Here is a 20,885-nt window from a genome sequence, read left to right as displayed (position 1 = left end):
TATCGTAAGCCGTTTGTATTTTTTATTTATTAATGTATAAATAACCTGATGTTTCGTGAGGATTTGAGTCGCTGTCTTTGTATTTCAGGATATAGAAATAAGTTCCTACCGGAAGCCCTTCTGACTGTTTCATGGTTGTACGTCCAAAAGAATATCCTTTAAACACTCTGTCGACATTGTTATAATGATCTACATCAAAAACCAGAACTCCCCAACGGTTGTAAATTTCTACGGTATTTTCAGGATAACATTCTAATCCTTGAATGTAGAATCGCTCGTTTTTCTGGTCTCCGTTTGGAGAAAAGGCATTGAGAACTTTAATTTTACATCCGTTTAAGTCTAATACTGTAGGTTTGTCTCCGTCGATATTTTCATAATCAGAATTGTCTTCAACAACTACTCCTCTTGCACTTTTTCCTTGTACACTTGCCTGATTGCTTACTTTTCCAGAATTGATATCTGTTTGTGTTATTTTGTACAGAGCTGAAAAATTAGTATCATTTGATTCGCCAACATTTAAATCTAAAAATTGTCCTGAAACTACAACTCCCGGCAGAAGATCTGTAATCGTGATTCCGCTTAACGGTACATTTCCTGTATTGGTAACTGTAAATCTATAGCTGATGGTTTCACCTGCATTTGCAATTGTATTGTTGTTTTCGTCATTGAATGTCGCTGTTTTAACCAATGCAATTGCCGGAACTTCTACAAATACATTTAATGTTGCTGTACTGCAATTTGTATCGTTTGCTTTTTCACAAACCTGGTATACGATTGCGTAAGTTCCGCCTGGCGTATTTGGTTTAACATTTACTGTTCCGTCAGCATTAAATTCGAAATTTGAATTTCCTGACTGGTTTTTAATAATTACATCAACTGGATTAATTGGCTGTCCGTTTAATAAGTCATTATCTAAAACATTTACAAATTCAAGAGAACCGTTAATTCCATCAACTGCTACAAGAGCATCATCTGTCAAAGCCAACTGCTGTACTGGATTAACAGGAGAAACTGAATTTAACACCACCACTTTTACAACTGCCTGACTACAGTTATTTGAATTTGAAGCATCGCATATTTGATACGTCAATTGGTATGTTCCTGATGGCGTTCCTGCTTTTACACTTACTGAACCATTTGCGTTTAAAGTCAAATTAGCATTTGGAACTGTTGTGCTTAAAATAACATCAGCAGGATTAACAGTTAATCCGTTTAGTTTGTCGTTATCAAAAATATTAGTCCCCGTGTTAGTTCCTTTACTTGTATCTACCGGACCCGCTGTATCATCATTTGCGATGATTGCAAAAGTTGGTCTTGCATTACACTGTGGTGTTGCAGCAGGATAACTTACCGGAATAGCTGCTGTTGGGTTTAGAGAGAATTGCATTGTAACTCCAGTTCTGGTGTTTTCGAATCCGTCAGCACCTTCTGTCCATTGCCCATTTGCTAATAACCAGCCCGGCCAGTCTACTCCATTTCCGTTTCCGTCGATAACTGCTCCCGGCCATAAAATAGTACCGCTTAATGGCTGCTCTATTTGTGTTGCTACAACATTGTTTGCGCTGTCAATCCATTTAATTGTTACTAAATTTGTTGGTGTAAAATTATCTGCCACAACCTTATACGTTACGTAAGGAACGTTGTTTGAGCAAAAACTTTCAGCCGTAACGGTTATTGTTGGCTCTTCTACTGTAACTTCTACCTTACCAGAACTGCAATTTGATTGATTTAATACTTCACAAATCTGATACGTTAATTCATAAGTTCCTCTTGGTGCATTTGCTCCCAATGTTACTGTTCCGTCTGGATTTAATGTTAAGAATCCTTTTGGATCTGCAACTTCTACAGAAAGTTTTACGTCACTTGGTACAAGCGGTAATGCATTATTTGTATCGTTATCGAAAACATTCACAATTGTCTGAGGCTGATTTATTCCAACAACTGACAGAATAGTGTCAGGATTTGCTGCTAACACTCCTCCGGTAACTTCTACAGTACTTTTTGCCGTATCGCAGTTTCCTGTATTTGTTACTTCACAAATACTGTATTCGATTTCGTAAATTCCAATTGGTGTCTTGGCTGGAACTGTTACACGTCCGTCTGGTTCTAATACAAAACCTGTTGGAAGATTTACTTTAGATAAAATAACTTCTCCATGATTTGCTCCAATAACAGCCTGAGATCCGTTTAATTTATCGTTTATAATTACTGAAACAGTTGTTGTACCGCCTGTGCTTCCGTTTACTGAACCTAAGTTTTCTGCAACAGCATCAATTACCGGTGCTGTAACCGTAACCTGAACTTTGTTTGTACTGCAGTTTGATGGATTGAAAAGCTCGCAGATTTCATACGTTAACTCGTAATTTCCTGCCGGAGCATTTGCTCCCAAAACTGCATTTCCATTGGCATCAATTGTTAAGAAACCTTTCGGATCTGTTCCCGGTGTCAGTTTAACTTCAGACGGGTCTAATTTTGATCCGTTTTTAGTATCGTTATCAAAGACATTGATAAGCGTTTGAGACGCATTTCCTCCAACTACTGATCCCACAGAATCTAGGTTGGCAACTAAATCTGCTGCAGTTACCACAACTGTTGATGTTGCTGTTGAGCAGTTTGTCGCTGGATTATTATTGTCGCAGATTGTATATTCAATATCGTAGTTTCCTTTTTTAACTCCTGCACTTACGGTGATTGTTCCGTCTGCATTAATCGTAAATCCTGTCGGAGCCGCTGCTGTTAAAGTAACTTGTCCCGGATTTGATCCGATAACAGCCTGAACTCCGTTTAATTTATCCAGTCCAATAAGCGAAGTTGTTGTACCGCCGATTGTTCCGTTAATAGGACCTAAATCTTCTTTTACTGCTAAGATTTGAGGCGCAGTAACCGTAACCTGAACTTTGTTTGTACTGCAGTTTGATGGATTAAAAAGCTCGCAGATTTCATATGTTAACTCGTAATTTCCTGCCGGTGCATTTGCTCCTAATACTGCATTTCCATTGGCATCAATTGTTAAGTAACCTTTCGGGTCCGTTCCCGGTGTCAGTTTAACATCTGACGGATCTAATTTTGATCCGTTTTTAGTATCGTTATCAAAAACATTGATAAGCGTTTGAGACGTATTTCCTCCAACTACTGATCCCACAGAATCTAAGTTTGCAACTAAATCTGCTGCAGTTACCACAACTGTTGATGTTGCTGTTGAGCAGTTTGTCGCTGGATTATTATTGTCGCATATTGTATATTCAATATCGTAGTTTCCTTTTTTAACTCCTGCACTTACGGTAATCGTTCCGTCTGTATTAATCGTAAATCCTGTCGGAGCCGTTGCTGTTAAAGTAACTTGTCCCGGATTTGATCCGATAACAGCCTGAACTCCGTTTAGTTTATCCAGTCCAATAAGCGAGGTTGTTGTACCGCCGATTGTTCCGTTAATAGGACCTAAATCTTCTTTTACTGCTAAGATTACAGGCGCTGTAACTGTAATTTCTACAGTTGCTGTATTGCAATTTGAAGTATTCGCAACTTCACAGATTTTATAATCAAATGAATATTTCCCTGTTGGTGTGTTTGGTTTAACCGTAACTTCTCCACTTGTAGTATTAAAAGTTAAGACTGAAGGTAATGTAGAAGCTAAAGTTAACTCAACCTCATTTCTAACAACTGCATTACAGTTAAGCAAATCATTTGCTAAAACATTTGAAACAGCAGTTCCTCCTTCATATCCATTAATTGAAGCAGTGTCTTTATTTGGTACAATTGGCCCCACAACTTTTACTGTCTGTGTACAAGTTTGTGTATTTCCTGCTGCATCTGTAGCTGTCCAAGTCACAATAGTATTTCCTAAGGGGAAACTTGACGGTGCGTTATTCGTTACTGTTACTGTTCCGCTGCAATTATCTGATGTAGTTGGTGTGCCTAAAGAAACTCCTGTTGCAACGCAAGAGTTTGCATTAGCAGAAACTACAACATTTGATGGGCAGGTAATTGTTGGCTTTTGAGTATCATTTACTGTTACAGTCTGAGTACAGGTTTGTGTATTGCCTGCTGCATCAGTAGCTGTCCAAGTTACTGTTGTATTTCCTAAGGGGAAAGTTGACGGCGCGTTATTTGTTACGGTTACAGTTCCGCTGCAATTATCTGATGTAGTTGGTGTGCCTAAAGAAACTCCTGTTGCAACGCAAGAGTTTGCATTAGCAGAAACTACAACATTTGATGGACAGGTAATTGTTGGCTTTTGAGTATCATTTACTGTTACAGTCTGATTACAGGTTTGTGTATTGCCTGCTGCATCAGTAGCTGTCCAAGTTACTGTTGTATTTCCTAATGGGAAACTTGCCGGTGCATTGTTTGTTACGGTTACCGCTCCGCTGCAATTATCTGATGTAGTTGGCGTGCCTAAAGAAACTCCTGTTGCAACGCAAGAGTTTGCATTAGCCGAAACCACAACTGCTGACGGACAGGTAATTGTTGGTTTTTGAGTGTCTTTAACAATTACTTTCTGAGTCGCAGTTTCTACGTTTCCATTACCATCATTAAAACTCCAATTAATTGTATAAGTACCTTGAGTTGAATAAGTCAAAGGATCGCTCGTTGTTCCAGTTACTGTTCCTTTACAATTATCTGTTGTTGTTGGTGCTGTTGCCGTTGCTGAACATTGCCCTGTAATGTCTGCCAAAACAGGTTTTACAGGTTTCTCAGTATCACTAACTTTTACTGTTGAAGCCGCAGAAGTTGCTTCACATCCAGTTGAAGAATTTCTAACTTTAACTTTATAATCTCCATCAGAATTTACAACTAACGAAGATGATGTTTGACCAGAAATTACAACATTGTTTTTATACCAAACATACGTTGGCGATGCAGCATTAGTTACTGCATTTAAAGTAGTCGTTAAACATGCCGTTAGTGCTCCTGTTATCGAAGCTGTTGGTAACGGATTTGGTGTAGTTGAAACACTGGCGCTGTTATTAGCCGTATTACTGTCTACTGTTGATGCCGGCAATGCTGCTGTGTTATTGTAAACACCAGAAGCATTAACTTTTGCCGTAATTTTTAATGTTTCAGTTACTCCACCATTTACATCTCCTATACTCCAAACACCAGTTGACGCATTATAATTTCCTATTGTTTGTGTTGAGCTGACAAATGTATAACCTGTAGGAAGTAAATCGTTTATCGAAACTCCTGTTGCGTTGTTAACGCCTAAATTGCTCAATTTTACTGTAAATTCAACATTTGAACCCACACATGGAGTTGTATTGTCTACTGTTTTTGTAACGCCTAAATCAGTACATAAAGTAACTGAAACAGGTTTTGATTGTGTCTGAGCTCCACAAGTTAAAGTTGAAGCAACTGAATAGGCTCCCGTTTTTGTTGCTGTATAAGTATCTGAATTTGCTCCTGAAATAGCAACTCCGTTTAAATACCATTGATAAGGAGCAAATCCTGTTGGTGTTTTTAATGTAGCTGTATTATTAGTACATCCTCCGCCTGATATATAAGTAAAGGTTGGATCTTCTGGCTGAACAGCAAAATTTGAGAAAAATCCCGCCATAGAGAAACCTCCATCCTGCTGTACAATTGAAACAGTTAATTTAGCGTTACTTTCAATAGAAAGAAAATCTGGGCTTCCAATTTGTTGACTATTGAAGTTTATTAAATACCAGCCTGTATTTCCTATCTGATAACGAGCTCCAACACCAGATATATTGGCAATATTATTCCCATTCACAGTTACAACTTCTGTCCCGCTTCTTAAAAGAATATATCCAAAATAATCTAATGTCCCCGTACCATAATTTCTAAATTTTGCGGTCTCTATGAAATTAGATCCACCGCATTCAGATACCGGCGCAATTGTGGAAATATCAACCTCACATTTTTGTGCTGTTCCAGAATATACGGCAACTCTTTTATCTGCTTTAATATGAGAAGCTGTAAAACTAACATCTTTAACACCATTTATAAAAGTATAAAAATTTCCAGCTTGTGCTAAAGTTACAGTAACCGGTGATCCTACTAATGCTCCTGTAGTCGAATAGCTTTCTATGGTTACTTTTGTGTCGTCTTTTGTAGCTACTACAGTAGTCTGTTCTGCTATATTATTTCCTGTTCCTCTTTCAAGAAAATATTCAGTCCCTAAAACCGCTTCAGGAGGAATTTGATTGTACGCCCCGTCTCCACATCCGCCTGGAGTATCAATTGCCGCTGAGGTATTCATAACTACAGGGTTTGAAGATTCTACGAGCGTTCCAATAGGTGCTGTAAACAAATAGCTTTGTCCGGCATTTAAAGTTGTTGTAACAACATTATTTATTTTTATTGAAGTCCCATTATTAATAGCCATAACACTGTATATGGGGCGTTGATCACCATAATTATTAAAATTACCAAGTGATCCATCTCTATAATATCCAACTCTAAATCTAATCCCTATTCCAGCATCTCCAAAACTTGTTAATGCTGCATTTCCTTTAATATCTTTATCACTGCCGTCTCCTCCTAAAGCATCAGAAGCAATATTTCTTAAATTTATTGATATAGGTTTATCTCCTTTAACTATTAAACCAGCAGCATTTAAAACAGTATTCAGTGCAAATGCAGGTGCGTCTTTTGGAAGACCTGCAAATCTATAAACAGCAGGAGTACCTTTTACCGCTGAAAGATTAGTCACTAAAGTTCCATCACTTTTTGATACAGTAATTTTTACAGTAGTTGTAGAGTTAGTTGCAATAACGATTTCATTTGCTTTGCTAAAATACTGCCAAGGAGCAGGTGCAATATAGTGCGTAGTATAAAACTGCGCAGAAGCACTGGTGCTGATTAAAAGAAAGAATAAAATAGTACAATTTGATTTAAAAAACTTAAACCAATTAAAAGTAGAGTTACGCATAGACAGACTCGGTATTAATTTGAGTAATAGAAATTATCGTTGAAATCCCAGAATTAGATTTCAAGTTATAAACGAGATACGAAAAAAATGAAAGGATAGATTTTAGATTATTGAAAACAATCTTTTCAAAATCAAAAAAGTAGTTATGCAGCGTTTTGACCATAATGTTCTCGGTTCAAGACACAAATGTCTCTCGGTTAAATTAGTAGTTTTGGAGCGGCGAAAATATATAAACACCTCAATACTAGCTACATTAGTCGATAAACTACGCGAAAAAACGTTGAAGTACACTTTTAGTAAACTTAAATTAACTTTAACAAGTCAATAAAGATGATAATTTAACAATGAAACAACAGAAATTTCTTAATTTTTTAAAGAAAAGTCAATTTATTAAGATTTAGAGGGAGAAAAAACTAAATTGTCTTACAATTTAAACACAACAAAACACACAACAAAAACAAACCAAATAACTGAAAATCAATACCATAAAAACACAAAATTATAAGAACAAATTTGTATTTTAATTTAGATTATTCTAAAAATTTGATGTTCCTTTTGAGTCCGTCAAATTTGGTTCTTTTGATAGGAGAATTTTTAAAAACTACTCGAAAAGTTTCTTCGGTAATTTCTGTCCAATCCTTTTTTGAGAAAGACAGCAGATCCGGATTTGGGTTAAAAAGTGGCTCTGAATGAGGTTTAGAAAATCGATTCCAAGGGCAGACATCCTGACAAGTATCACACCCAAACATCCACTCATCAAATTTTCCTTTCATGTCATTTGGAAGATTTTCCTTAAGTTCTATTGTATAATAAGAAATACATTTACTGCCGTCTACAATATATGGAGCAAGGATTGCTTGTGTAGGACAAGCATCAATACATGCAGTGCAGGAACCGCAATGATCTGTTACAGCATGATCATATTCTAAATCTAAATCCAGGATAAGTTCTGCTATAAAATAAAAAGAACCTACCCTTTGGGTTATTAGGTTACTGTTTTTTCCAATCCAACCCAAACCGCTTTTGGCTGCCCATGCTTTATCTAAAACTGGTGCAGAGTCGACAAAGGCACGACCAGATACATCACCAATATTTTCTTGTATCGAATGTAAAAATTCTTTTAATTTTTCTTTGATAACAAAATGATAATCCTGACCATAGGCATATTTCGATATCTTGAAACTTTCTTCATTTTGAGATTCAGATGGGAAATAATTCAGTAAGAGCGAAACTACACTTTTAGCATCATCAACTAATAAAGTAGGGTCTAAACGTTTATCAAAATGATTTTCCATATAAGCCATTTGACCATTATGATTATTATTTAACCATTTTTCAAGCCGAGGCGCTTCTTGTTCCAGAAAACCAGCTTTGGAAATTCCGCAAGAAATAAACCCCAATCTTTTGGCTTCTTCTTTTATAAATTTTGAATATGTCTCTTTTGAATTAATACTCATCTTTTAAAAAATGAAACTTCTACATTAACAGGTTTTAGAGTAATTAGCGGATTAAATTGAATTACATCATTATTAGATTTAATGATATATTTTTTTACAACTTGTGTTATAGTCAGGCACATTTCATAAATGGCAAATCCGGTGCCAATACACATTCTTGGACCAGCACCAAACGGATAAAAATATTGCATTGACTCCTTTTTTTGATCTCCAAGAAATCGTTCCGGAATAAATTCATCCGGATTCTTCCAATACTTTGGATTTCGATGCAGTTCGTAAAAAGAAACTCCTATTAAGGTATTTTTCTTTATTTTAAAATGAGCAAGAGAATCATCTTCAAGATTTTGTCTGTCAGTAATCCATGCTGGCGGATACAAACGCATAGATTCGTTCAAAACAGCATTTGTATAGGTCATTTTTTGAAGCTGCTCGATAACATTATCCGTGTGAGATTCGATTTTGATTATTTCTTCAAAAATCTTTTGCTGAACTTCAGGATTTCTACCCAAAAGATGAAGTGTAAAAGTCAAAGCATTAGCAGTAGTTTCATGCCCCGCAATAAACAAAACTTTAATTTCGTCAATCAATTGTTCAACAGACATGCTTTCTCCAGTATCTTCATATCGGGTCTCTAAAAGCATGTTCAATAAATCATTTATTTCTTCTCCCGAAACTTTTCTTTCTTCAATGATTTCCTGAATAATATGGTTGTTTTCTTCGGCTAACTTCAGATGTTTCTTTACCTGACCACTCAATGAAAACCACCATGCTTTATGCGGAAGTCTAATTTCTTTAATTAAGAAATTTTGAACTTCTTCTATGATGAACTTAATACGTTGAAATTTATTCTCAGCAGTCGAAAGCTGAAATAAAGATTTTGCTACAACATTGAATGCCAGATTACTCATTACAGGAAAGAGGTCTACTGGCTTTTCTTCAACTAAACTCTCTAATTCTAAAGCAATAACTGCATTCATATTATCAACCAGCTGATTCATTTTTTGTTTATGAAATGCCGGCTGTATCAAACGTCTTTGTTTTAGCCAAAAATCACCATCGCTCGTTAAAAGCCCCTTCCCTAAATACTTAGAAAGATATACGGATTGAAATTTAGATTTATGGTAATTTTTTTGATTCTTAACTAAGATATACTGTGCAATTTCATTATCTCTCGACAAGATTATATATTTTGAAAGACCAATTCTAATAGAAAAAGAATCTCCCAATTTATCAAAATATTTTTTATGAAAAGGAATCGGATTTCTGCGAACACCTTCGGCATCTCTAAAAAATCTTAGTACAGATAATTTTTCAGGATAAGTATATTTTTGTTTTTCAGACATAAAAATTTAAAATAAACCTCCTTGTATATTTGTGTTTATCTTCCCTAAATGTTTATATGCTTTCTCAGTAACTTCACGCCCGCGGGGTGTACGCATAATAAATCCTTCCTGAATCAAGAAAGGTTCATAAACTTCTTCAATAGTTTCACTGCTTTCAGAAACTGCTGTCGCCAAGGTAGAAAGACCAACCGGCCCGCCTTTAAACTTATTAATAATCGTCAATAATATCTTATTATCCATTTCATCAAGTCCATGAGCATCAACATTCAATGCCTTCAATGCATATTTAGAAATCTCTAGATCAATCGTACCGTTACCCTTTATTTGAGCAAAATCTCTAACTCTTCGCAACAATGCATTTGCGATGCGGGGAGTTCCTCTGCTTCGGCCGGCAATTTCAATTGCGGCTTCAAGATCAATTGGCATTTTTAATATTCCCGCACTTCTTTCTACAATTGTGGTTAAAAGTTCGGTAGAATAATATTGTAAGCGTGATGAAATTCCAAAACGAGCCCGCATTGGAGCCGTTAGTAATCCGGAACGAGTTGTCGCTCCTATTAATGTAAATGGATTTAAATTGATTTGAACGGTTCTGGCATTTGGACCAGATTCAATCATAATATCAATTTTAAAATCTTCCATTGCTGAATATAAGTATTCTTCAACAATTGGACTCAAACGATGAATCTCATCTATAAATAAAACATCTCTTTCATCTAGATTGGTTAACAATCCGGCTAAATCTCCAGGTTTGTCTAAAACAGGTCCAGAAGTAATTTTAATTCCAACCTCAAGTTCATTTGCCAAAATATTTGCCAAAGTCGTTTTCCCAAGTCCGGGAGGTCCATGAAACAAAGCATGATCAAGTGCCTCACCACGTTGGTTAGCAGCGGCAACAAAGACTTTTAAATTTTCCAAAACTTGATCTTGTCCGGCAAAATCGTCAAATGACAGCGGACGCAATCTTTTTTCAAGATCTAATTCTTCTGAGTTATATCCTTTTGTTGTAGGATCTAGATTTTCATTCATCCTGCAAAGATATAGAAACTAATTAGTTTGTAAAACAGTAAGCCTAAGGTTTAAATTTCTGTCAAACAAAAAAGGCTGTCATTTCTGACAGCCTTTGATATATTTTAGTGGTGTAAAACTTCTTCACCTTCTTTCATTGGTACATTTTGAGGAACAAAATCTACATCATGATTTGGGTTACTGTAGTCATACGGCCAACGGTATACGTGAGGAATTTCTCCCGGCCAGTTTCCGTGGATATGTTCAACTGGAGTAGTCCACTCTAAAGTTGTAGATTTCCATGGATTTTGAACAGCTTTTTTACCGTAGAAAATACTGCTAAAGAAATTGTATAAGAATACTAACTGGAATGCACCTCCTACAAGAGCAAATGTTGTAATTAAGACATTCACATTTTGTAAATCATCAAATAATGGGAAGTTAGTATTTGTATAGTAACGTCTTGGTAAACCAGCTAATCCGATAAAGTGCATTGGGAAGAAAACTCCATAAGCACAAACTGCTGTAATCCAGAAGTGAATATAACCTAAGTTTTTGTTTAACATTCTTCCGTACATTTTAGGGAACCAGTGGTAAATACCAGCAAACATTCCATAAAGTGCAGAGATACCCATTACTAAGTGAAAGTGAGCAATTACGAAGTAAGTATCGTGAACGTTAATATCTAAAGTACTATCTCCTAAAATGATTCCTGTTAAACCTCCAGTGATGAAAGTAGAAACCATTCCAATAGAGAATAACATTGCAGGATTAAATTGTAAGTTACCTTTCCATAAAGTTGTAATCCAGTTGAATGCTTTTACAGCAGATGGAATTGCAATCAATAAAGTTGTGAAAGTAAATACAGATCCTAAGAAAGGATTCATACCAGAAATAAACATGTGGTGACCCCATACAATAGTTGATAAGAATGCAATTGCAAGAACTGACATAATCATCGCTCTGTATCCGAAGATTGGTTTACGAGAGTTCGTAGCCATAATTTCAGAAACAAGTCCCATAGCTGGTAAGATTACAATGTAAACCTCAGGGTGACCTAAGAACCAGAATAAGTGCTCAAACAATACTGGAGAACCTCCTTGGTAGTGTAAAACCTCTCCAGCAATGTAGATATCTGATAAGAAGAATGAAGTACCAAAACTTCTGTCAAAAATCAATAATAAAGCTGCAGATAATAATACTGGGAATGAAATAACACCAATAATAGCTGTTACAAAAAATGTCCAGATTGTAAGAGGAAGTCTAGTCATAGACATTCCTTTTGTTCTTAAGTTAATAACAGTTACAATGTAGTTTAATGATCCCATTAAAGAAGATGCAATAAATATAGCCATTGAAACTAACCATAAAGTCATACCTGTTCCAGAACCTGGAATTGCTTGCGGTAATGCACTCAATGGAGGATAAATTGTCCAACCTGCAGAAGCTGGTCCAGCTTCAACAAATAAAGAACTTAACATTACTACAGCAGATAAGAAAAACAACCAGTATGAAATCATGTTCATAAACCCAGAAGCCATATCTCGCGCTCCAATTTGAAGTGGAATAAGTAAGTTACTAAAAGTTCCACTTAAACCTGCCGTCAGTACAAAGAATACCATGATGGTACCATGAATTGTAACTAAAGCAAGATAAATATCATTAGCCATTACACCATCAGGTGCAAATTTATCTCCTAATAAAACATTGAATATTTTAAAAGACTCTTCTGGCCACGCTAATTGCATTCTGAAAAGCAAGGACATTGCAATCCCAATTACTCCCATAACAATACCCGTAATTAAGTATTGTTTAGCAATCATTTTGTGATCAATACTAAAAATATATTTAGTAATGAACGTGTCTTTATGATGATGTTCGTGCTCGTGATCGTGTCCGTGATCGTGACCGTGCGCTTCTGCTGACATATATGTGTACTTTAAATTTTCTTAATAATATTATTTCATCGCAACTTTAGCTACAGCTGCTTTAACAGTATCAACTACCGCTTTTACGGTATCTTTTACTTTTGCAGTAGTATCTGTAGTTGGAGCAGCTCCTTCAGCTGGTTTTTCAGCAGCTTTTGCTGCTTTAATATCTTGAGCTAAAGTAGTTTTTTCACTTAACCATTTTTTATAATCTTCAGGAGTATCAACCACAACTTTCATTTGCATGTTATAGTGTGAAGCTCCACAGATTTTATTACATAATAATAAATAGTCAAATGTATAAGGATCTAAAGCTGTACCGCCTTTTGCAACTAACTCAGCACTTTTTTCAGCTCTAAGTTTATTAATATTCGCAACTTTCTCAACCATAAATGGAAGCTCTCTGTATTCAGCAGTAGTATAAGTTGGAACGAAAGCAAATTCTGTAACCATTCCAGGAACACAGTTCATCTGCGCTCTAAAGTGAGGCATATAAGCTGAGTGTAAAACGTCTTGAGAACGCATTTTGAAGTGTACTTTTTTACCTTTAGGGATATGTAGTTCTGAAACTACAATATCATCCTGAGAGTTAGGATCTGACATATCAACTCCTAATGTATTGATTCCTTCAATTAAACGTACGTTAGCTTTTCCTAAAACATTATCTTGTCCAGCATATCTAGCTGTCCATTTAAATTGCTGAGCGTATAATTCAATTTCAATTACATCTTCGTCTTTATCAACAAACATAATGTTATTCCAAGCATATAATCCGTAAAGAATTAAACAAGCTAAAACAACAGATGGAATGATACTCCAGATTGCTTCTAATTTGTTACTATCAGCAAAGAATAATGCTTTTTTATCTTTATTTCCTTTGTATTTAAAAGAAAACCAGTATAATAAACCTTGAGTAATAACTTGAACTGTAAAGATCAAAACCCAAGTAATATTCATTAAACTATCTACTAAACCACCATGCTCTGAAGCAGGAGTATGAAGCGCCAAATTACCCCATTTTAGTAAACCATAAATAGTAAATATATAAATGAATGCTAAAAAGCCAAACAAAATATATCCCTGAATGTTATTGTCATTATCTGATGCAACTTGAGAATCGTCCGAAGAAGATCCTACTTGAGTAAGATCAAATATCTTGGTCAATTGCCATAGTGCAACTGCTAATAAAACTAAAACTATAATTACCAACAAACTTGTCATCTGTTTACTTCTTTAAATATTAATAATGAAAATGTTTACTTTCTTCGATGAAAGGATTTCTTTTTGCAAGCAAAGGAGATTTAGTTAATGCAGTAAATACAACAAATATAAATAACCCTAAGAAGAAAAGAATAGATGCAATTTCAGGAACTCCAATAAACCATTTGTCTCCAACTGTACCAGGCATAATCATATTAAAGAAATCAACATAGTGACCTAATAAGATTACAATACCTGCCATAACTACAACCCAGTTAAGACGTTTGAAGTCTGTATTAATTAATATCAATAATGGGAAAACAAAGTTCATAACAACCGCACCAAAGAAAGGAAGGTTATATAATTGAATTCTTGTTACGAAATAAGTTACCTCTTCTGGAATATTAGCATACCAGATCAACATGAACTGAGAGAACCATAAATAAGTCCAGAAAACACTAATACCAAACATGAATTTAGCTAAATCGTGAATATGACTAGTATTTACATATTCTAAATATCCTTTAGATTTTAAGTAAATTGTAATTAAAGCAATAGAAGTAATACCACTTACAAAGAAAGAAGCAAATACATACCATGCAAACAAAGTACTGAACCAGTGTGGATCAAATGACATAATCCAATCCCAAGCCATAATAGACTCAGATACGATAAAGAAAACTAAGAATCCCGCAGAAATTTTGAAATTCTTTTTGTAGTAAAGATCATCATTTGCCTCATCTTGAGCTAAACAGTTTTTTCTAGAAAAATGACGGTAGATATTCCATCCTAACAAAAAGATAAAAGCTCTTACAATCCAGAAAGGGAAATTTAAATATCCTGATTTACCAGCAATGATAGCATCATAATTTGGGCTTTTAGGATCAGTTACTCCTTCACCTAACCAAACAAATATATGATTAAAATGTAATCCGCATAAAACTAAAATTATGAAGAAAATGATAGAACCAGCTGGTAAGTAAGCTGTTATACCCTGCATAACTCTAAATAAAACTGGAGACCAACCTGCCTGAGCAACTTGTTGAATAGCATAAAATGCTAAAACCCCCATAGAAAGCAGTAAAAAGAAAATACAAGCTACATATAATGCAGACCAAGGTTTGTTTTGCAATTGGTGCAATACATGGTTTAAGTGTTCAGTGTGCTCATCAGCCGCACCAACTTTTGCATGTTCTCCTCCTTTATGTTCTTCGTGTGAAGCTTCAGCAGCCTCATGATGTCCTGCCTCTTTATGTGAAGCCTCTGCAGACTCTCCATGTGCAGAACCGTGAGCTCCGTGAGCATCTGCTGCTAGTATTTTTTCAACTTCTTGAATATCTTTAGGTGCACTTAAAAAACCATACCCAATTCCTAATAGTCCAAGAACCATTAAGATGATAGAAAAAGTTTTTAATTTACTTGAAAATGTATACATATCTATTACGATCAGTTTGTTCAACAATTATAATTGGCTTTTTAGTTTCAGAACATAGTCAGCAACTAACCAACGTTCGTGAGCACTTAATTGATTTGCATGTGAACCCATTGCATTTAAACCATAAGTCTCAACATGAAAGATACTACCTTCAGTGATTTCTCTGTCTTTATAGCTAGGTACTCCAAGAAATTTTTCTCTTTCAACCAATTTACCTTTACCGTTACCAGCAGCTCCATGGCAGCTAATACAGTAAATTTCGAAAAGTTCTTTCCCTTTTCCAGAGTTTTTCTCTTCTTCTGTTAAAGGTGATTTTAAATTAGCTTTTGCTAATTCATAACCAGCTGTAGAATTTTCATATTCATAAGGTTCAAAACCTCTATTGATAGTTCCTTCAACAGGAAGCTGTCCTTCTTTTCCTCCTTTAAATATTTTTGCTTCTGTATATGGCTCGTAAGCAACAGACTCATACATATTTGGGAAATACTGATAGTTTGGCGCCGAATTATTGTGGCAAGATGAAACTAAAATAGTTATACCAACTAAAAGTGTTATTTTATATATCCTTTTCATAGCTACAATTAATTCTTTTCAATTACTTTAACTTCAACAGCTCCAGTGCCTTCGAAAAAAGAAACAAGTTCTGCTTCGTTATCGTTTACAGCAACTTCCATTAAGAAGTGGTCATCTGTTGTTCTTACATCAGGATTCTCAGCTTGTTTAAATGGCCATAATCTACTTCTCATGTAAAAAGTGATTACCATTAAGTGAGCTGCAAAGAACACTGTCATTTCAAACATAATTGGCACAAAAGAAGGCATATTTTGGATGAAACTAAAACTTGGTTTACCTCCAATATCCTGCGGCCAATCGTGAATCATGATATAACTCATCATTGTTGTTGCAACAGAAATACCAACACATCCGTATAAAAAAGCGCATATTGCTAATCTTGTTGGTGCTAGTCCCATAGCTTTATCCAATCCGTGAACTGGGAATGGAGTAAAAACCTCTTCAATATGATGATGAGCAGCTCTAGTTTTCTTTACTGCATCCATCAAAACGTCATCGTCATTATAAATGGCGTATATAACTTTATTACTCATGATGTGAATCTTTATTTGCTCTTTCTCTAATGTAATTATCTCCTGTTCCTTTCAAAATTGTTTTTACCTCTGCCTGAGCGATTACAGGGAATGTTCTAGAGTATAATAAAAACAACACAAAGAAGAAACCAATTGTTCCAATGAAAATTCCAATATCAACAAATGTTGGTGAGAACATTGTCCAAGAAGATGGAAGGTAATCTCTATGTAAAGAAGTAACAATAATTACGAATCTTTCAAACCACATACCGATGTTTACTACAATCGAGATGATGAATGAGAACATGATACTTGTTCTTAATTTTTTGAACCACATGAACTGAGGAGAAAACACGTTACATGTCATCATTGACCAATATGCCCACCAGTAAGGTCCAGTAGCTCTGTTTAAGAATGCATATTGTTCATATTCTACCCCTGAGTACCAAGCTACGAATAACTCTGTGATATAAGCAACACCAACGATAGAACCAGTAATCATGATAATGATGTTCATTAACTCGATATGCTGTAATGTAATGTATGCTTCAAGGTTAGAAACTTTTCTCATAACAATCAACAATGTATTTACCATCGCAAATCCTGAGAAAACCGCTCCAGCAACGAAGTATGGAGGGAAAATTGTTGTATGCCATCCAGGAATTACAGAAGTAGCAAAGTCCATAGATACAATTGTGTGTACAGAAAGTACAAGAGGTGTAGCTAAACCAGCTAATACTAAAGATACTTCTTCGAAACGCTGCCAATCTTTAGCTCTACCGCTCCATCCAAAACTTAGGATAGAATAAACTCTTTTGTTAAATGGAGTAATAGCTCTATCACGAAGCATAGCGAAATCAGGCAATAAACCAGTCCACCAGAATACTAATGATACTGAAAGATAAGTTGAAATCGCGAATACGTCCCAAAGCAATGGTGAGTTAAAGTTTACCCATAAAGATCCAAATTGGTTTGGAATAGGTAAAACCCAGTATGCTAACCATGGACGACCCATGTGAATGATTGGAAATAAACCTGCCTGAACTACGGAGAAAATGGTCATAGCTTCCGCAGAACGGTTAATAGCCATTCTCCAACGCTGACGGAAAAGTAAAAGTACTGCAGAAATCAAAGTTCCAGCGTGACCAATACCAACCCACCAAACGAAGTTAGTAATATCCCAAGCCCAACCAACTGTTTTGTTTAATCCCCATGTTCCGATACCGGTAGATACGGTGTAAATTATACAACCTAACCCCCAAAGGAAGGCTACTAATGCGATTGTAAATACAATCCACCATTGTTTATTTGCAGGTCCTTCAACAGGCGCTGCCACATCTACAGTTACATCGTGATATGATTTATCACCTATAACTAAAGGTTTTCTAATGGGTGCTTCGTAATGAGACGACATAATCCTTTATATTGTTTCTTAATTAATAATTTTACTAAGTGTTTCTAACTTTTACGTGATAGAAAACATTTGGCTTTGTACCAACATGCTCTAATAAATGATACATTCTTTCGCTTTCTGCTAATTTAGCAACTTCGCTTTCTTTATCATTTACATCTCCGAATACCATTGCACCAGAAGAACAAGCTGCAGAACAAGCACAAGCATTATTGAACTCATCTTTACCTACAACTCTTCCTTGACGTTTAGCTTCAAGGATAACTGCTTGAGTACTTTGGATACAGAAAGAACATTTTTCCATAACTCCACGAGAACGAACGTTTACGTCTGGGTTTAACACCATACGACCTAAATCGTCATTCATATGATAATCGAATTCACTGTTTTTGTTGTACAAGAACCAGTTGAAACGACGAACTTTATAAGGACAGTTGTTCGCACAGTAACGAGTACCAACACATCTGTTATATGCCATGTGATTCTGACCTTGACGACCGTGAGAAGTTGCCGCAACTGGACAAACAGTTTCACAAGGTGCGTGGTTACAGTGTTGACACATTACCGGCTGGAATGCTACTTGTGGATTATCTCCAGGTTTTTCCATTTCATTAAATGTAGACAATGAACTAGATAAACCAGCAATTCCTTCTTTTCTTTCGTTATCACCTTCAAAAGTACTTTCAGAAGAATAGTATCTGTCGATACGTAACCAGTGCATATCACGGCTTCTTCTAACTTCTGCTTTACCTACAACAGGAACGTTGTTTTCAGCGTGACAAGCGATAACGCAGGCTCCACATCCAGTACAAGCATTTAAGTCAATTGATAAGTTAAAGTGATGTCCAGTAGTACGATCAAATGATTCCCATAAATCAACAGTAGTAGCTTCTACTTCCTGATGATCTAAAGATACCATTGGCTGTTCGTTCCAATGTTTTGCATCTTGAGTATTGAAGATCTCTAAAGTAGTTTCTTTAATAATATCTCCTCTACCCATTAAAGTTTTCTGTCCTTGAACACAAGCAAACTCATGCTCTCCATTTGCCTTAGCAAGTGTAATAGACTGAACACTATTGAAATTTTTATATAAAGCGTAAGCATTAATACCTACTTGCATTTCTTCTTTTAAAGCCGCTTTACGACCGTATCCAACAGCTAAACCAACTGTACCAACAGCTTGTCCTGGCTGAACAATAACTGGTACATTTTCTATTTTGTTACCATCAGCAGTTGTAATAGTAGCATAACTACCATTTAAACCTCCGTTAGCAACAATTTCATTTGATAAATTGAATTTCTTCGCATCAGCATTTGAAACTGTAACATAGTTATCCCAAGAAACTCTTGTAATTGGATCTGGGAACTCTTGTAACCAAGGGTTGTTTGCATGCTGACCATCTCCCATACCAGTTTTAGTATATAATACTAATTCAAGTTCCCCAGAAGATTTTGCTTTAGAAAGTAAACTTGCAGCTCCGGCGAAATCATAAGAACCACCAGCTAAAGCAGCAGAACCAACTACAAAAACTCCATCATGTAAAACTTTATTCCAAGAAGAACCAGCAATGATTGCTCCAGAATTAGCTTTCAAATAATCATAGAAGTTTCCAGGTGTACCGTTTACTGATAATAAAACATCTTGAAATTGTTTTGTATCAAAGATCGGACGAATAGTAGGCTGAGTTAAGCTGTAAGTTCCTTTTGTAATCTCTACATCTCCCCAAGACTCTAAATAATGAGGCGCTGCAGCAGCGATTGTAGATATAGCAGCTGTTTCATCTTCTTTTAAAGAGAATGCAACAGATGTTTTAACTTTTTTCAATCCAGATACAAATGAAGCAGAATCTGCTAAAGTATAAACAGGATTAACTCCACTCATAATTAAAGTGTGAACACTTCCAGCATTCATATCTTTTATTAATTGAGCTATAACAGCATTAGAACCTTTTCTAATTTGTCTTGTACCAGCAGTACTAAAAGCCTCACTAGCTAATGCCTGGTTAATAGCTAAAACTAATAACTGAGCATTTTTATCTTCGATTCCAGATACTAAAATTCCTTTTGTACCTGCTGCTTTTAATTGTTGAGCTGCTTTTACAACTTCTGCTTTAAATTTCGCATCTAAAGAAACAGGAACTGAAGCACCAACAACAATATTATATATTTGAACTAAAGCTTGTTTTTGATCAGCTGTAGTCATTGGAACACGCTTATCAGCAGCCGCTCCAGATAATGTCATATTTGATTCAAACTGAAAATGACGAGACATTTTTCCGTTTTGAGGAATACGTCCTTTTGCATATCCAGCATCGTATCCACCACCTTGCCAGTCTCCTAAGAAATCAGCACCAACAGATACAATTAATGAAGCTTTTGAAAAATCGTAATCAACTAAAGCTCTTTCTCCGTATACAGTTTCAAATGCATCTAAAGCATCAGAAGAAGAAACCGCATCATAAACAACATGCTTAGAGTTTGGATTTTTAGCGATAAATTCACCAATTAATTTTTCAGTAGTCGGGCTCGCTAATGTGTTAGTCAATAATACTACTTGACCTCCTTTAGCTTTTGCATCAGCTAAACTTGATTTAATTTTTAAATCAACTGCTGACCAACTGCTGTTTTTCCCATCCAATTTAGGTTCTTTCAAACGCATACTATCATATAAACCTAAGATAGAAGCATGAATTCTTGCATTGGCAGAAAACTTAGCACCAGCAATGGTGTTGTTTTCAATTTTAATTGGACGACCCTCACGAGTTTTTACCAAAAGATTTGCAAAATCAAAACCGTCAAAAACAGTAGTTGCATAATAATCTGCAACACCAGGAATGATTTGCTCTGGTTGTAATACATAAGGGATAGACTTGTGCACAGGACCTTCACAAGCAGCAAGTGTAACTGCCGCAGTACTAAATCCTACGTACTTTAAAAAGTCACGACGTGAAGTTCCAGATGAAGCTAAAGCATCTGCATTCCCTAAAAATTCTTCTGTAGGAATCTCTTCAACAAATTCGTTATTTCTAAGCGCCTCAACAATAGAGCTATTTTCTAGCTCTTCAACACTTTTCCAGTATTTTTTGTTTGATGACATTGTATATATATATTAAAATCTTAATAATT

11 protein-coding genes are annotated in these 20,885 nt (G+C 35.6%); all 11 read right to left on the bottom strand.

The features are described from left to right. Positions 1-22: 22 nt before the first annotated feature. Positions 23-6,892 (bottom strand): HYR domain-containing protein, encoded by a 6,870-nt coding sequence (locus PQ462_RS03225; RefSeq protein WP_274252337.1) that lies wholly within the window; start codon positions 6,890-6,892, stop codon positions 23-25. Positions 6,893-7,422: 530 nt separating this feature from the next. Next, the gene (gene queG / locus PQ462_RS03220) at positions 7,423-8,349 is read right to left on the bottom strand and encodes a tRNA epoxyqueuosine(34) reductase QueG (RefSeq protein ID WP_012023720.1); all 927 of its coding nucleotides are present in this window, start codon (positions 8,347-8,349) and stop codon (positions 7,423-7,425) included. Next, positions 8,346-9,692, bottom strand: coding sequence for a cytochrome P450 (locus PQ462_RS03215; RefSeq protein ID WP_274252336.1), 1,347 nt, complete (start codon positions 9,690-9,692; stop codon positions 8,346-8,348). Before PQ462_RS03215 ends, queG begins: the two co-directional genes overlap by 4 nt. A 6-nt stretch (positions 9,693-9,698) precedes the next feature. After that, positions 9,699-10,721 (bottom strand): Holliday junction branch migration DNA helicase RuvB, encoded by a 1,023-nt coding sequence (ruvB, locus tag PQ462_RS03210; protein WP_012023718.1) that lies wholly within the window; start codon positions 10,719-10,721, stop codon positions 9,699-9,701. Positions 10,722-10,825: 104 nt separating this feature from the next. Further along, entirely contained in the window at positions 10,826-12,628 is a 1,803-nt protein-coding gene (locus tag PQ462_RS03205) for a cytochrome c oxidase subunit I (RefSeq protein ID WP_121362328.1), read from the bottom strand. A gap of 30 nt (positions 12,629-12,658) precedes the next feature. Beyond that, entirely contained in the window at positions 12,659-13,849 is a 1,191-nt protein-coding gene (locus tag PQ462_RS03200; protein WP_012023716.1) for a cytochrome c oxidase subunit II, read from the bottom strand. A 19-nt stretch (positions 13,850-13,868) separates the two neighbouring features. Continuing rightward, positions 13,869-15,263, bottom strand: coding sequence for a quinol:cytochrome C oxidoreductase (locus tag PQ462_RS03195; protein WP_274253708.1), 1,395 nt, complete (start codon positions 15,261-15,263; stop codon positions 13,869-13,871). A gap of 27 nt (positions 15,264-15,290) precedes the next feature. Beyond that, a complete protein-coding gene (locus tag PQ462_RS03190) occupies positions 15,291-15,836 on the bottom strand; it encodes a c-type cytochrome (RefSeq protein WP_012023714.1) in 546 nt (181 codons plus the stop codon). Between the two features lie 8 nt (positions 15,837-15,844). Next, a complete protein-coding gene (locus PQ462_RS03185) occupies positions 15,845-16,369 on the bottom strand; it encodes a DUF3341 domain-containing protein (protein WP_274252335.1) in 525 nt (174 codons plus the stop codon). Next, positions 16,362-17,762, bottom strand: a complete 1,401-nt coding sequence (nrfD, locus tag PQ462_RS03180) for an NrfD/PsrC family molybdoenzyme membrane anchor subunit (protein WP_012023712.1) — start codon at positions 17,760-17,762, stop codon at positions 16,362-16,364. The genes PQ462_RS03185 and nrfD overlap by 8 nt, the downstream gene beginning before the upstream one ends. A gap of 34 nt (positions 17,763-17,796) precedes the next feature. Beyond that, positions 17,797-20,856, bottom strand: coding sequence for a TAT-variant-translocated molybdopterin oxidoreductase (locus PQ462_RS03175; protein WP_274252334.1), 3,060 nt, complete (start codon positions 20,854-20,856; stop codon positions 17,797-17,799). Positions 20,857-20,885 lie beyond the last annotated feature (29 nt).

The sequence above is a fragment of the Flavobacterium sp. KACC 22758 genome, assembly GCF_028736135.1.
GTDB classification, from domain to species: Bacteria; Bacteroidota; Bacteroidia; order Flavobacteriales; family Flavobacteriaceae; genus Flavobacterium; species Flavobacterium johnsoniae.
Note: the sequence above shows the minus strand (reverse complement) of the source record. Positions and strands in the feature narration are given on the sequence as shown.

Bases quoted from the DNA above. Each gene is read 5' to 3' on its own strand.
- PQ462_RS03205 (WP_121362328.1), bottom strand. From the start codon at position 12,628: ATGTCAGCAGAAGCGCACGGTCACGATCACGGACACGATCACGAGCAC.
- ruvB (WP_012023718.1), bottom strand. From the start codon at position 10,721: ATGAATGAAAATCTAGATCCTACAACAAAAGGATATAACTCAGAAGAA.
- PQ462_RS03225 (WP_274252337.1), bottom strand. From the start codon at position 6,892: ATGCGTAACTCTACTTTTAATTGGTTTAAGTTTTTTAAATCAAATTGT.
- PQ462_RS03215 (WP_274252336.1), bottom strand. From the start codon at position 9,692: ATGTCTGAAAAACAAAAATATACTTATCCTGAAAAATTATCTGTACTA.
- PQ462_RS03195 (WP_274253708.1), bottom strand. From the start codon at position 15,263: ATGTATACATTTTCAAGTAAATTAAAAACTTTTTCTATCATCTTAATG.
- queG (WP_012023720.1), bottom strand. From the start codon at position 8,349: ATGAGTATTAATTCAAAAGAGACATATTCAAAATTTATAAAAGAAGAA.
- PQ462_RS03200 (WP_012023716.1), bottom strand. From the start codon at position 13,849: ATGACAAGTTTGTTGGTAATTATAGTTTTAGTTTTATTAGCAGTTGCA.
- PQ462_RS03190 (WP_012023714.1), bottom strand. From the start codon at position 15,836: ATGAAAAGGATATATAAAATAACACTTTTAGTTGGTATAACTATTTTA.
- PQ462_RS03175 (WP_274252334.1), bottom strand. From the start codon at position 20,856: ATGTCATCAAACAAAAAATACTGGAAAAGTGTTGAAGAGCTAGAAAAT.
- nrfD (WP_012023712.1), bottom strand. From the start codon at position 17,762: ATGTCGTCTCATTACGAAGCACCCATTAGAAAACCTTTAGTTATAGGT.
- PQ462_RS03185 (WP_274252335.1), bottom strand. From the start codon at position 16,369: ATGAGTAATAAAGTTATATACGCCATTTATAATGACGATGACGTTTTG.